Source organism: Thiopseudomonas sp. SA1F2-1K, from assembly GCF_057443035.1.
Genome location: NZ_CM172014.1, coordinates 2015914 through 2028430 on the forward strand (window position 1 = coordinate 2015914; position 12517 = coordinate 2028430).

Here is a 12517-nt window from a genome sequence, read left to right on the forward strand (position 1 = left end):
TTTATTTAGGGGTCCCGCCGCTATTATGGATAAGACCTATCAGCCGCACGCTATTGAAAGCCACTGGTACCAAATCTGGGAGCAAAACAATTATTTTGCTCCCCAAGGTTCAGGTAAGCCTTACACCATTATGATTCCGCCGCCGAACGTAACAGGCAGCTTACACATGGGGCATGGGTTTAATAACGCGATCATGGATGCGCTTATTCGTTTCCGTCGTATGCAGGGCCGCAATACCCTCTGGCAACCTGGCACCGACCACGCCGGAATTGCCACGCAAATGGTGGTTGAGCGCCAACTGGCAGCGCAGGGCCAAGATCGCCATGACTTAGGCCGTGAAGCCTTCCTTGACAAAGTATGGGAATGGAAAGAGCAGTCAGGTGGCACTATCACTCGACAAATTCGCCGCTTAGGTAGCTCTGTCGACTGGTCCCGTGAGCGCTTTACCATGGATGACGGCTTATCAACTGCGGTCAAAGAGGCTTTTGTTCGTCTGCACGAAGATGGCCTGATCTACCGCGGTAAGCGTTTAGTTAACTGGGACCCTAAATTCCATACGGCAATTTCTGACCTAGAAGTGGAAAACCACGACGAAAAAGGTCATCTATGGAATTTGCGCTACCCCTTAGCCGATGGCGAAAAAACCGCCGAAGGGAAAGATTACTTAGTGGTTGCTACCACGCGCCCTGAAACCTTATTAGGTGACAGTGCAGTAGCCGTTCACCCAGAAGATGAACGCTATAAAGCCTTAATCGGTAAGTTTGTTGAGCTGCCTTTAGTTGGCCGACGCATTCCGATTGTTGGCGATGATTACTGTGACCCTGAGTTTGGTACCGGTTGCGTTAAAATCACGCCAGCCCACGACTTCAATGACTATGAAGTGGGCAAGCGTCATCAGTTACCGCTGATCAACGTATTAGATAAAAATGCGGCTATTTTAGCCACAGCGCAGATTTTCAATACTGACGGCAGCGTCAATGAACAGCTAGATAATCAACTGCCTGCAGAGTTTGCAGGGCTAGATCGCTTTGAAGCACGCAAGCAAATCGTGGCCGCAATGGATGCTGCTGGGCTACTGCAAAGTATTGATGACCATGCACTTAAAACGCCCCGTGGTGACCGCTCCGGTGATGTGATTGAGCCTTGGTTAACCGACCAGTGGTATGTCTCAACCAAACCTTTAGCCGAGCCTGCAATTGCTGCGGTTGAAGACGGTCGTGTACAGTTTGTCCCTAAACAGTACGAAAACATGTACTTCAGCTGGATGCGCGACATTCAAGACTGGTGCATCAGCCGTCAGCTGTGGTGGGGCCACCGAATTCCGGCGTGGTATGACGAGGCAGGCAACGTTTATGTTGGACGCGATGAAGCGGAAGTACGAGCCAAACATAACCTAGGTGATATTGCCTTACGCCAAGACGAAGACGTGCTGGATACTTGGTTCAGCTCAGGCTTATGGACATTCTCCACCCTTGGTTGGCCTGAACCAACAGAGTATTTGAAAACTTTCCACCCAACCGATGTGTTGGTGACTGGATTTGACATCATCTTCTTCTGGGTTGCACGCATGATGATGCTCACCATGCATCTGATTAAAAACGAAGATGGCAGCCCACAAATTCCGTTCAAAACGGTCTATGTACATGGTTTAGTACGGGATAGCCAAGGCCATAAAATGTCCAAGTCCAAAGGTAACGTATTGGATCCGCTGGACATTATCGACGGCATTGATCTTGAAACCCTGGTTGAAAAACGCACCAGCGGAATGATGCAGCCCAAACTAGCCCAGCAAATTGAAAAACAAACCCGTGCCGAGTTTGCTGACGGCATTGCCAGTTACGGCACTGATGCCCTACGTTTTACCTTCTGCTCGCTTGCCTCCACTGGCCGTGACGTGAAGTTTGATATGGGCCGGGTCGAAGGCTACCGTAACTTCTGCAACAAAATCTGGAATGCTGCCCGCTATGTGATGATGCAGTGCGAGGATCAAGATTGTGGCGTGCAAGGTGAAGCCGTCGAGCTAACCACTGCCGATCGCTGGATTCTCTCTGAGCTGCAAAAAACCAGCACCGAGGTAACGCGCCAGCTTGAGCAGTTCCGCTTTGACCTTGCAACCCAAGCGGTATACGAATTTGTTTGGAACCAGTACTGTGACTGGTACTTAGAGCTATCCAAACCAGTACTCTGGGACAAAACTGCGCCATTAGAGCGTACCCGTGGCACCCGCCGCACACTGGTACAAGTGCTAGAAAGTATTTTGCGTTTAGCGCACCCCTTTATGCCTTTTATCACTGAAGAGATCTGGCAGCGTATTGCGCCGATGGCTGGTAAAAAAGGCGCCACCATTATGCTGCAACCATTTCCTGAGGCTGAACCTGCCTTAATTGATGAAGCAGCTAGCGCCAGTATTGAGTGGCTTAAAGCCGTGATGCTGGGTCTGCGCAATATTCGCGCTGAAATGAATATTGGTCCAGGCAAGCCGCTACCAGTACTGCTAGCTAAAGCATCAGCTGCTGATTTAGCACACTTAGAGCAAAACCGTACCACACTGATTAAGTTAGCTAAGCTCGACAGCATTACCCTCCTTGTGGATGAGCAAGAAGCCCCGATGGCAGCCACCGCACTGGTGGGTGATCTGCAAGTATTGGTGCCAATGGCAGGCTTAATTGACACCCAAGCTGAACTGGCCCGCTTAGATAAAGAAATTCAACGACTTGAAGGCGAAATTAAACGCGTCTCAGGCAAACTGTCTAACCAAGGATTCGTCGCTAAGGCACCAGCCGAAGTGATTGAAAAAGAGCGTGCTAAGCAAACAGAGTTTGAGCATGCGTTAGCGCAGCTAGCCGAGCAACGTCAACGGATTGCTAGCCTGTAACGGTAGCACCTGGAATAAGGATCAGGCCACGGCCTGTTAGGAGATTACACGTGATTACATTTTCTAAAAAAGCGTTACTGTCACTCAGCGCGTTAACCTTAGCCATGAGCGCCTCATTTAGCAGTGTCGCCGCTGATGTTAAATCAGTAGCCACCACCGCTATTGTAGAGCACCCAGCACTTGACTCAGTGCGTGACGGTGTACTGGATGCCCTTAAAGAAGCCGGTTACAGCGAAGGTAAAAATCTTAAGTGGCAATACCAAAGCGCCCAAGGCAATACTGGTACTGCAGCACAAATTGCTCGTAAATTTATCGGCGATAAGCCAGATGCTATCGTGGCGATTGGTACCCCTTCAGCGCAAGCTGCAGTTGCTGGCACTAAGAATATTCCAATTGTATTTTCTGCCGTGACTGATCCCGTACAAGGTCAGCTGACCCCCAGTTGGGAAGCCTCAGGTACTAACGTCACTGGCGCCTCAGACATATTAGAGCTGGATAAGCAAGTTGATCTAATTTTACAAGTTGTACCTCACGCGAAAAAAGTGGGCATTGTGTATAACCCAGGTGAGGCCAACTCAGTGGTGGTTGTGGATAAACTCCGTGACTTACTGCCCAAGCGTGATATGCAACTGGTAGAAGCTGCAGCACCCCGCTCAGTAGATGTGAGCTCAGCCGCCCGCAGTTTAGTTGGCAAGGTTGATGTGATCTACAGCAGCACCGACAATAACGTCGTGTCTGCCTATGAAGCGCTAGCTAAAGTTGGTAACGACACCAAAACGCCCATTATCGCCTCAGATACTGATAGCGTGAAGCGTGGTGCCATTGCAGCCCTAGGCATTGACTACCGCGAACTCGGCCAACAAACTGGTCGCATCGTGGTACGCATTCTTAATGGCGAAAAACCAGGTGATATTAAGCCTGAAACCAGCGAGAATTTACTGCTCTTACTCAACCCAGCGGCAGCTAAGAAGCAAGGTGTAACCCTATCCCAAGAGTTACTCGATAGCGCCAGCGAAATCGTACAGTAAGCGTTACTCAACCGCGCCAGTTAGCTCGGGCTAATTGGCGCATTCTTTTATCACCCTGGTCCACACGTTCATGTCTTTGTTTTCAATGTTTGGCGCGCTAGAAATCGGCCTGATTTTTAGCTTGGTCGCACTAGGTGTCTTTATTTCTTTCCGTTTACTACGGTTTCCTGACTTAACCGTTGACGGTAGTTTTCCCTTAGGTGGCGCAGTAGGGGCCGTAGCTATTGCCAGTGGCATGGATCCTTTTTTAGCCACACTGTTAGCGGCTTTAGCAGGTGCAGGAGCCGGTGTGATTACCGCACTGCTTAACGTGCACCTTAAAATTATGGACTTGCTGGCCAGTATTTTAATGATGATTGCGCTGTACTCAATTAACTTGCGCATCATGGGTCGCCCTAACGTTCCACTGATTATGGAACCAACGGTCTTTAGTATTTTACAGCCCGAGTGGCTGGCCGATTACATCGCCCGTCCATTAATTCTGATTGTGATTGTGGTACTGGCCAAACTTGGCTTAGATGCTTACTTTTCCACCAAGCAAGGCTTAGCCATTCGTGCTACCGGTGCTAACCCGCGGATGGCCCGCGCCCAGGGAGTCAATACCGGCGCTATGGTAATTCTAGGGATGGCGGTATCGAACGCTTTAGTTGCTCTGGCCGGCGCGTTGTTTGCGCAAACTCAAGGTGGGGCTGATATCTCGATGGGGATTGGTACTATTGTGATTGGTCTGGCTGCAGTAATTGTCGGTGAAAGCATTTTGCCCTCGCGCCGCTTGTTCTATACCACACTGGCTGTGGTGCTAGGTGCTATTGTGTATCGCTTCTTTATCGCGCTAGCACTCAACAGCGACTTTATTGGCTTACAAGCCCAAGACCTAAACCTAGTCACCGCGCTATTAGTGACGGTAGCTCTAGTGATTCCGCTATTAAAACAGCGTTTATCGAGACCCAAAGGCTAATCCCATGTTAAGTGCACAGAATCTAAAAGTGACCTTTAACCCAGGCACACCGATTGAAACCAAAGCCTTGCAAGGATTATCCCTTGATATCCCGACTGGGCAATTTGTCACGGTAATCGGTACCAATGGTGCGGGTAAATCCACGTTCTTAAATGCCGTCTCCGGTGATTTAAGTGTCGATACCGGCACCATCTTGATTGATGATAAAGACGTCACTAAGCAATCGGTCTGGACCCGAGCCAAGCAAGTGGCGCGGGTCTTCCAAGACCCTATGGCCGGCACCTGCGAAGACCTGACCATCGAAGAAAATATGGCCCTTGCCCAACAACGTGGTAAGTGCCGTGGACTTAGCTGGGCGGTTAAGCGCTCTATGCGCGAAGGCTTTCGTGAGCATCTGGCTAAATTAGGTCTGGGGTTAGAAAATCGCTTAACCGACCGCATCGGCCTGCTTTCAGGTGGCCAGCGTCAAGCTGTCAGCCTATTAATGGCCGCACTGCAGCCTTCGCGTATTTTGTTACTTGATGAGCATACGGCGGCCCTTGATCCACGCACCGCAGAGTTTGTTCTGGAGCTAACCCAACGCATTGTCGAAGAAAAACAGCTAACCACCATGATGGTGACTCACAGTATGCGCCAAGCCTTAGATGTGGGGGATCGCACGGTGATGTTGCACCAAGGTCAGGTGGTGTTAGATGTATCAGGTGAGGAGCGCAAAGGCTTAGATGTACCTGATTTGCTGCAGATGTTTGAAAAGGTGCGCGGTGAAAAAGTCTCTGACGACGCTTTACTGCTTAGTTAAGCAGCGCTTTACCTCTTCTCAACAACAGCGCTTTTTTAGCGCTGTTGTCGTTTTAGCCCTGCCATGAGATAGCCTCCAATGAATCCTCAACTCTTGATCGTATTAGCCTTACTGGCTTTGGCCATTGTGTTGTTTATCCGCAATAAGCCTGCAATGGATGTGGTCGCGCTGTTAATGCTGGTGGCCTTACCTCTGACCGGCATATTGAGCCTTGAGGAAGCCTTGGCCGGCTTTAGCGATCCTAGCGTGATTGTCATTGCTGCACTCTTTGTTATTGGTACCGGTTTAGTGCGCACAGGGGTTGCCTATCAGCTAGGTGAATGGCTGATGCGCCATGCAGGAGAGAGCGAAACCCGATTAATTATTTTATTAATGCTCGCCGTGGCGGCATTGGGCTCGATTATGAGTTCAACTGGGGTCGTGGCTATCTTTATCCCTATTGTGTTAAGCATCGCGGCCAAACTTAAGATTTCCACCAGTCGTTTAATGATGCCTCTAAGCTTTGCCGGCTTGATCAGCGGCATGCTGACCTTAGTAGCAACGCCACCGAACATGGTAGTCCACAGTGAGTTAGTCCGTAGTGGCTTAACAGGTTTTAGTTTTTTTGCTTTTGCTCCCATTGGCTTAAGCGTATTACTGGTCGGCATTGGTTATATGTTACTGGTGCGCGGCTGGTTAACGCCGCGCTCGGCAACCATCGATAACAGCGAATCACGGCATGGCTTAGCTGATTTAATTAAAGAGTATCGTCTACCTGAACGTGAACGACGACTTAAAGTCCTGCCCCACTCACCACTTGCAGGGCAGCTACTCAATGAGTTACAGCTGCGTAAACAATACGGGATTAATGTGATTGGCGTTGAGCGTCAACAACGCTTTCGTAGCGTTCTCCTTGGCGCTACTGGCAGCACAGAAATCCGCGCCGATGATATTCTCTTAGTTGACCTGGCCAGTCCCACCATTGGCTTACAAGGTATTTATTACGAGCTGGGATTAGAGCCTCAAGCCAGGGTCAAAAGTTATTTTGTTACTCACCAGCGTGAACTAGGGTTAGCAGAGGTCATGCTACCGCCTGGCACTTCCTTGGCAGGCAAAACGATTCAGCAATTGGCGTTTCGCAGCACGAAAAAACTTAATGTGATTGGTCTGCGACGTAACCAACAAGCACTCAGCGGCTTACTGGTAGATGAACAATTAAAAGCGGGGGATATTTTATTGGTGGCAGGTAAATGGGTTGATATCCGCCGCTTGCAAAACCAGCAGCGTGATCTGTTAGTGCTCACCTTGCCAGCCGAAGTCGATGATGTGGCACCGGCGGTCAGTCAGGCCCCTTATGCCCTGCTGAGTTTAGCGGTGATGATTGGCTTAATGGTCAGTGGTCTCGTACCCAATGTGCTTGCCGCGCTGATAGGCTGTTTGCTGATGGGCCTGTTTCGCTGTATTGATTTAACCAGCGCCTATAAAAGTATTCACTGGCCAAGTTTGGTGTTGATTGTCGGGATGCTGCCCTTTGCTGCAGCGCTGCAAAAAACCAGCGGGGTTGATTTAGCCGTGCACGCTTTGCTCAGTATTATGGGCGAAGCAGCGCCGCGGGTGATTTTAGCCAGTTTATTTTTAGCCACCGCAGTCATTGGCTTATTTATTTCTAATACCGCCACCGCGGTACTCATGGCACCAATTGCCATTGCTAGCGCCCAAGCCTTAGGTGCATCACCCTACCCCTTTGCCATGACAGTAGCGGTGGCCGCTTCCGCAGCCTTTATGACGCCGATTTCCTCACCCGTGAATACCTTAGTCCTAGGGCCAGGTAATTATCGGTTTGCGGACTTTGTCCGCGTTGGAGTCCCTTTTACCTTACTGGTGATGCTGGTCAGCGTGATTTTAATTCCTTGGCTGTTTCCACTCTAAGCCTGTGCTAGGGACTTAAGATACGTTCGCCGCTGCTCAGTTGGCTGAAAACTCCAGGCAATAAAACGACTAATTTTTTGCCCTTGGCTCATATTAAGCACTTTAATTTCCACTACACCGGATAGTTTTTCTAACTCGCGTTTGGCTTGGCGCACATTATCTTGCTTGGATAATAAGCTAGTAAACCAAGCTACTTGTTGCCCATAACGCTGGCTTTCTCGCAGCATGCGCCGAATAAAAGCCACTTCACCACCAGGACACCACAACTCATTACTTTGTCCACCAAAGTTAAGGGTGGGTAATTGCCGCTCTGGCGCTTGCTTGCCTAAGTTCTTCCACTTCCGCCAACTGCCACTGGCCGCCTCCGCCGCTGAGCTATGAAAGGGTGGATTACACAGCGTCAACGCAAAACGCTCATCGCCTTGAATCACTCCAGTAAATAACTGCTTGGGATCCGTTTGTAAGCGTAGCTCAATGGCTGCCTGCAGCTGATTTTGCTGCACAATGTGCTGCGCCGAAGCCAAGGCTTGACGATCAATATCCGCCCCCACCATGCGCCAATCATAATCCAAGTGCCCCAATAAGGGATAAATACAGTTTGCCCCGGTCCCAATATCCAGCACTTTACAGCCTTGTTGAGCCTTGAGCGCAATGCCATCTTCGACCAATAAGTCAGCCAAGTTATGCACATAATCACCGCGCCCAGGCACCGGTGGGCACAGATAATTTTCTGGAATATCCCAGTAACTAAGGCCATACAGCTGCTTGAGCAAGGCGCGATTAAACACCCGCACCGCCTGTGGATCAGCAAAATTAATACTGGGTTTACCGTAAGGATTAGTCAGCATAAACGGAGCTAATGCGGGTTCGGCCTGAATTAGTTGCGCAAAGTTATAACGCCCTTGCTGCCGATTGCGTGGATGAAGCTGACTCATAATGCCTTGCTTTCCTTAGCCACTAATCTAGCTGTCCACTAAACACATCATCGAGCTCTGGCTCGCCCGGAATACTGTGCTCTTCATTGGCCCACGCGCCAAAATCAATCAGTTTGCAACGCTCGCTACAAAAAGGGCGATAGCTGTTTTCAGGCGTCCAAGCGACGCTTTCACCACAATGCGGGCACTCGACCTGGGTCACTTTAGTCATGCTGTTTCTCCACTACTTAACGCTAAATACTGTTGATGCAACTGCTGCACCTGCTGCCGGATATGGGCTAAATCTTGATCATTAACCAGTACATCATCGGCCTGCGCTAAACGCTGCAAGCGCGAGAGCTGGGCCTGTAAAATTGCCCTCACCTGCGCTTCGGGTACCCCATCACGCTGCATGGTGCGGCTAATTTGCAATGCCTCTGGTACATCAATCACCAACACCCGCTGACAGAGCTGGGTTTGCTGGGTTTCAATCAACAACGGCGAAACTAAAATCGCATAGGGCGATGTCGCTGTGGCTAAGTTTTCCACAATGCGCTGACGAATAATCGGATGCAATAACTGTTCTAGCCATTGGCGCTGTTCAGGTTGCTGAAAAATTATCGCCCGTAATGCTGCACGATCTAATTGCCCATCAGGCTGAATGACCGAAGGCCCAAAGTGTTGAGCTATCGCCACCAAGGCTGGCTCGCCTGGTTCTACCACCCAGCGTGCGGCATCATCGGCATCCACAGTGTGAACGCCAAGCTCTGCAAAACAACTGGCAACGGCCGTTTTCCCACTGCCAATACCACCCGTTAAACCGACAATCCAAGGTTTGTGCATACTGACCTTACTCTTAAGTTAAAGCTGCATAACTCACAGTCAACTGCTAGACTGCGCGCCTATTGTTCCTAAATCTTATTACTAACTTTTTGGCAAGGATTCTAAAATGTTTCGTCGCTCACTGCTTACATCAAGCCTCATTACTAGTTTAATCGCCAGCCTATTTTGCCTTAGCAGCGTGCAGGCTAATTCATTAACACCTGAATCCAGCACACCAGTCTTGATTCAAGCCAGCGAGCCCCAGACTCACTACCTGAATCAACTGCAGCAACTGTATCTGACCCAAGATGAGCGCCAAGCACTTAGCCTACATCTAAATGACCTATTGGCCGCGCAAGCGCTACGCGCTGAATATCAGCTTAAGCAAAAAAATCGCTATAGCTTAACCTACTCGGTAAGCTATACCGAGCCTGCGCAGCTGAACATTCGCCGAGAAAAGCGTTACATAGAAACAGGGGCAACCCAAGTCAGCACTGAAAAAATTGCGGTATTTGGCATTGACCCAGCCGTGACTTATCATTGTGCAGCAACGGCTATCCACTGTGATTTTTTCCTTGCCCACAGCCACACCCCACTGCTGAGCACGCTACGCAATTCAGACAGCGCGCAAGAAATCAGCAAAGCCTTATCAGCGCTCATCCGTAGTTTACAAAAAGACTAAAATTTAGGCTAAAAAAATAGGGAAGCCCACACTTCCCTTAATCGAGCCTACAGTCGCTTATTTTTTAAAAAATAAGCGTTGTAGTTCAGCGCCTGGATCTTGCGCACGCATAAAAGCTTCCCCGACCAAAAAGGCATATACCTCGTTAATCTCCATGAGCTCAACATCGGCACGATTTAAAATACCACTCTCGGTAATCACTAAACGATCGGCTGGCACACGCGGTAATAAATCCATGGTGGTTTCTAATGACACCTCAAAAGTATGCAAGTTGCGGTTATTAATCCCCACTAACGGCGTATCTAAGGTCTTCAGTACCCGCTCTAGCTCATCGCCATCATGCACTTCGGCCAGAACATCAAGTTCTAACTCTTTGGCGCAGGCCGCCAACTCACTCATTTGCTGATCCGACAAACAAGCGGCAATTAATAAAATGCAATCAGCACCAATCGCTCGAGCTTCTATCACCTGGTAAGGATCAACCATAAAATCCTTACGGATAACTGGCAATTCACAGGCATTACGTGCTTCTTGCAAATAACGATCTGCACCTTGGAAGAAATCAATATCGGTCAACACCGATAAACAGGTCGCGCCACCTTGCTGATAGCTTTGCGCTATTTCTGCAGGATTAAACGCCTCACGCAAAATTCCTTTACTAGGCGAGGCTTTTTTAATTTCGGCAATCACCGCTGGCTTTTTTGCCGCCGCTTGCGCTTGCAGAGCAGCTGCAAATCCGCGTACTGGGCTTTGCTCTCGAATCTGCGCACGTAATTCGCTAAGGCTAACTAGCTGCTGACGCTGGGCTACTTCTTGATGCTTTCGCTGAACAATTTTTTCTAATACGGTTGGCAAACTCATAGCCGCACTACTCCTTAAACACATTAGTAAAGGCCACTAGCTCTTGCAGCTTTTCTAAAGCTAGGCCGGTATAGATGGTGTCATGGGCCAAAGCAATGCCTTGCTTTAAGCTGTCGGCAATATTAGCTGCGTAGAGCGCCGCCCCCGCATTTAAAGCAATCATCTCGGCGGCTTTGTGCGCGTGTTTTCCTTCACGTTTGCCGAGCGCATCTTTAATTAAGGCCGCTGAGGCAGCTGCATCTTCCACTTCAAAACCGATGAGTGACTGGCTATTAATGCCAAAATCTTCCGGTTGCACGCGATACTCAGTGATTTCACCGTCTTTCAGTTCAGCAATAAAGGTCGGCGCGCCCAAACTGATTTCATCCATGCCATCTTGGGCATGCACCACTAATACATGCTCACTGCCTAATCGACGCAGCACTTCGGCTAACGGCCGGCAAAGCTGCCGACTGAACACCCCTAACACCTGATTTTTAACTTGTGCGGGGTTAGCCATCGGTCCCAAGATATTAAATAAGGTACGCATGCCTAAGTCTTGGCGAGGTTTACTGGCATAACGCATGGCACCATGGTGCACAGGGGCAAACATAAAGCCCACGCCTACATGCTCAATACAGCGCACCACTTGCTCGGCTGTTAACTCCAGATTAATACCAAAAGCTTCTAGCACATCGGCACTGCCACTTTTACCCGAGACTGCACGGTTACCGTGCTTAGCCACTTGGCCACCGGCTGCCGCCACCACAAAGGAAGCCGCAGTGGAGACGTTAAAAATGTTCATTCCATCGCCGCCCGTACCACAGGTGTCGACTAAATGCTCACCTTCAATCAGCACAGGCTCTGCCAGTTCACGCAATACCTGCACAGCGCCGACAATCTCTTCAATGCTTTCACTTTTCATACGCATGCCCATTAAAAAGGCACCAATTTGCGCATCACTGCATTGTCCGGTCATGATTAAACGCATCACTGACTGCATTTCTTCGGTGGATAAATCCAGATTACTGGCGATGCGATTCATCGCTTCCTTGATATTCACTGACGCATTCCCCCTTGTTGCTGTAAGAAGTTGGCCAGTAACTCATGACCTTGTTCGGTTAAAATCGACTCTGGGTGAAATTGCACCCCTTCAATCTGATACTGGGTATGACGCACGCCCATGATTGCCTCTAATTGTCCTTGCTCATCGCTAGTCCAAGCCGTTAACTCTAAACACTCAGGTAAGCTGGCCGGATCAATCACCAAAGAATGATAGCGGGTCACACTTAGCGGGTTATTCAGGTCCTTAAATACCCCCTGATTGACATGGGTTACCAGACTGGTTTTACCGTGCATTGGCTGCGCTGCGCGAACAATAGTGCCGCCAAATACTTGGCCGATGCTCTGATGACCAAGGCACACGCCCAAAATAGGACAAACACCGGCAAACGCTTTGATTACCTCCATCGAAACTCCCGCCTGATTCGGCGTGCAAGGGCCTGGCGATATAACGATACGCTCCGGGTTTAGTTGCTCAATCGCGGCTAGGTCCAGTTGATCATTTCGTATCACCTGCACTTCTGCGCCTAATTCAGCAAAATACTGCACTAGATTCCAAGTAAAAGAATCATAGTTATCAATCATCAACAACATGGGCGTTCCTTAGTGCGCTGCCATGGTTAGGCAGC

12 protein-coding genes are annotated in these 12517 nt (G+C 49.5%); 6 read left to right on the forward strand and 6 right to left on the reverse strand.

Features of this window, described 5'->3' with window-relative positions; all coding sequences use genetic code 11:
* Positions 1-25 precede the first annotated feature (25 nt).
* The 5 genes from AC2T15_RS09825 to AC2T15_RS09845 all read left to right on the forward strand — a co-directional run bounded on the left by AC2T15_RS09825 (position 26) and on the right by AC2T15_RS09845 (position 7568).
* Positions 26-2875, forward strand: a complete 2850-nt coding sequence (locus AC2T15_RS09825; protein ID WP_486778181.1) for a valine--tRNA ligase — start codon at positions 26-28, stop codon at positions 2873-2875.
* A gap of 104 nt (positions 2876-2979) precedes the next feature.
* A complete protein-coding gene (locus AC2T15_RS09830; protein ID WP_053101906.1) occupies positions 2980-3903 on the forward strand; it encodes an ABC transporter substrate binding protein in 924 nt (307 codons plus the stop codon).
* A gap of 70 nt (positions 3904-3973) precedes the next feature.
* Positions 3974-4861 (forward strand): ABC transporter permease, encoded by an 888-nt coding sequence (locus AC2T15_RS09835; protein WP_053100410.1) that lies wholly within the window; start codon positions 3974-3976, stop codon positions 4859-4861.
* Positions 4862-4865: 4 nt separating this feature from the next.
* Positions 4866-5660 carry an ABC transporter ATP-binding protein gene (locus AC2T15_RS09840; RefSeq protein WP_053100414.1) on the forward strand — a complete coding sequence of 265 codons (795 nt, stop codon included), beginning with the start codon at positions 4866-4868 and terminating at the stop codon, positions 5658-5660.
* A gap of 78 nt (positions 5661-5738) precedes the next feature.
* Positions 5739-7568 (forward strand): SLC13 family permease, encoded by a 1830-nt coding sequence (locus AC2T15_RS09845; protein WP_486778182.1) that lies wholly within the window; start codon positions 5739-5741, stop codon positions 7566-7568.
* Here the strand turns inward: AC2T15_RS09845 and rlmF are convergent.
* The 3 genes from rlmF to coaE are packed head-to-tail and all read right to left on the reverse strand — an operon-like array spanning position 7565 to position 9325.
* On the reverse strand, positions 7565-8503 hold the full coding sequence (gene rlmF / locus AC2T15_RS09850) for a 23S rRNA (adenine(1618)-N(6))-methyltransferase RlmF (protein WP_486778183.1): 939 nt from the start codon (positions 8501-8503) through the stop codon (positions 7565-7567). The genes AC2T15_RS09845 and rlmF overlap by 4 nt on opposite strands.
* Before the next feature lie 22 nt (positions 8504-8525).
* Complete coding sequence (gene yacG, locus AC2T15_RS09855; protein WP_486778184.1) at positions 8526-8714, reverse strand: DNA gyrase inhibitor YacG; 189 nt, start codon at positions 8712-8714, stop codon at positions 8526-8528.
* Positions 8711-9325, reverse strand: coding sequence for a dephospho-CoA kinase (gene coaE / locus AC2T15_RS09860; protein WP_486778185.1), 615 nt, complete (start codon positions 9323-9325; stop codon positions 8711-8713). Before coaE ends, yacG begins: the two co-directional genes overlap by 4 nt.
* A gap of 106 nt (positions 9326-9431) precedes the next feature.
* On the opposite strand from coaE, the gene AC2T15_RS09865 reads away from it, so the two are divergent.
* The gene (locus AC2T15_RS09865; RefSeq protein ID WP_286638356.1) at positions 9432-9986 is read left to right on the forward strand and encodes a hypothetical protein; all 555 of its coding nucleotides are present in this window, start codon (positions 9432-9434) and stop codon (positions 9984-9986) included.
* 57 nt (positions 9987-10043) lie between these two features.
* Here the strand turns inward: AC2T15_RS09865 and trpC are convergent, their stop codons facing one another.
* From trpC to AC2T15_RS09880, 3 genes are read right to left on the reverse strand one after another with little or no spacing between them, the layout of a single operon-like run.
* The gene (gene trpC, locus AC2T15_RS09870) at positions 10044-10847 is read right to left on the reverse strand and encodes an indole-3-glycerol phosphate synthase TrpC (protein ID WP_486778186.1); all 804 of its coding nucleotides are present in this window, start codon (positions 10845-10847) and stop codon (positions 10044-10046) included.
* 7 nt (positions 10848-10854) lie between these two features.
* Complete coding sequence (gene trpD / locus AC2T15_RS09875; RefSeq protein WP_486778187.1) at positions 10855-11889, reverse strand: anthranilate phosphoribosyltransferase; 1035 nt, start codon at positions 11887-11889, stop codon at positions 10855-10857.
* The gene (locus AC2T15_RS09880; protein WP_486778188.1) at positions 11886-12482 is read right to left on the reverse strand and encodes an anthranilate synthase component II; all 597 of its coding nucleotides are present in this window, start codon (positions 12480-12482) and stop codon (positions 11886-11888) included. The genes trpD and AC2T15_RS09880 overlap by 4 nt, the downstream gene beginning before the upstream one ends.
* Between the last annotated feature and the right edge of the window lie 35 nt (positions 12483-12517).

Coding starts and splice junctions, on each gene's coding strand:
- AC2T15_RS09865 (WP_286638356.1), top strand. CDS start 9,432: ATGTTTCGTCGCTCACTGCTTACATCAAGCCTCATTACTAGTTTAATC.
- AC2T15_RS09880 (WP_486778188.1), bottom strand. CDS start 12,482: ATGTTGTTGATGATTGATAACTATGATTCTTTTACTTGGAATCTAGTG.
- AC2T15_RS09830 (WP_053101906.1), top strand. CDS start 2,980: ATGAGCGCCTCATTTAGCAGTGTCGCCGCTGATGTTAAATCAGTAGCC.
- AC2T15_RS09845 (WP_486778182.1), top strand. CDS start 5,739: ATGAATCCTCAACTCTTGATCGTATTAGCCTTACTGGCTTTGGCCATT.
- AC2T15_RS09840 (WP_053100414.1), top strand. CDS start 4,866: ATGTTAAGTGCACAGAATCTAAAAGTGACCTTTAACCCAGGCACACCG.
- AC2T15_RS09825 (WP_486778181.1), top strand. CDS start 26: ATGGATAAGACCTATCAGCCGCACGCTATTGAAAGCCACTGGTACCAA.
- rlmF (WP_486778183.1), bottom strand. CDS start 8,503: ATGAGTCAGCTTCATCCACGCAATCGGCAGCAAGGGCGTTATAACTTT.
- trpC (WP_486778186.1), bottom strand. CDS start 10,847: ATGAGTTTGCCAACCGTATTAGAAAAAATTGTTCAGCGAAAGCATCAA.
- coaE (WP_486778185.1), bottom strand. CDS start 9,325: ATGCACAAACCTTGGATTGTCGGTTTAACGGGTGGTATTGGCAGTGGG.
- AC2T15_RS09835 (WP_053100410.1), top strand. CDS start 3,974: ATGTCTTTGTTTTCAATGTTTGGCGCGCTAGAAATCGGCCTGATTTTT.
- yacG (WP_486778184.1), bottom strand. CDS start 8,714: ATGACTAAAGTGACCCAGGTCGAGTGCCCGCATTGTGGTGAAAGCGTC.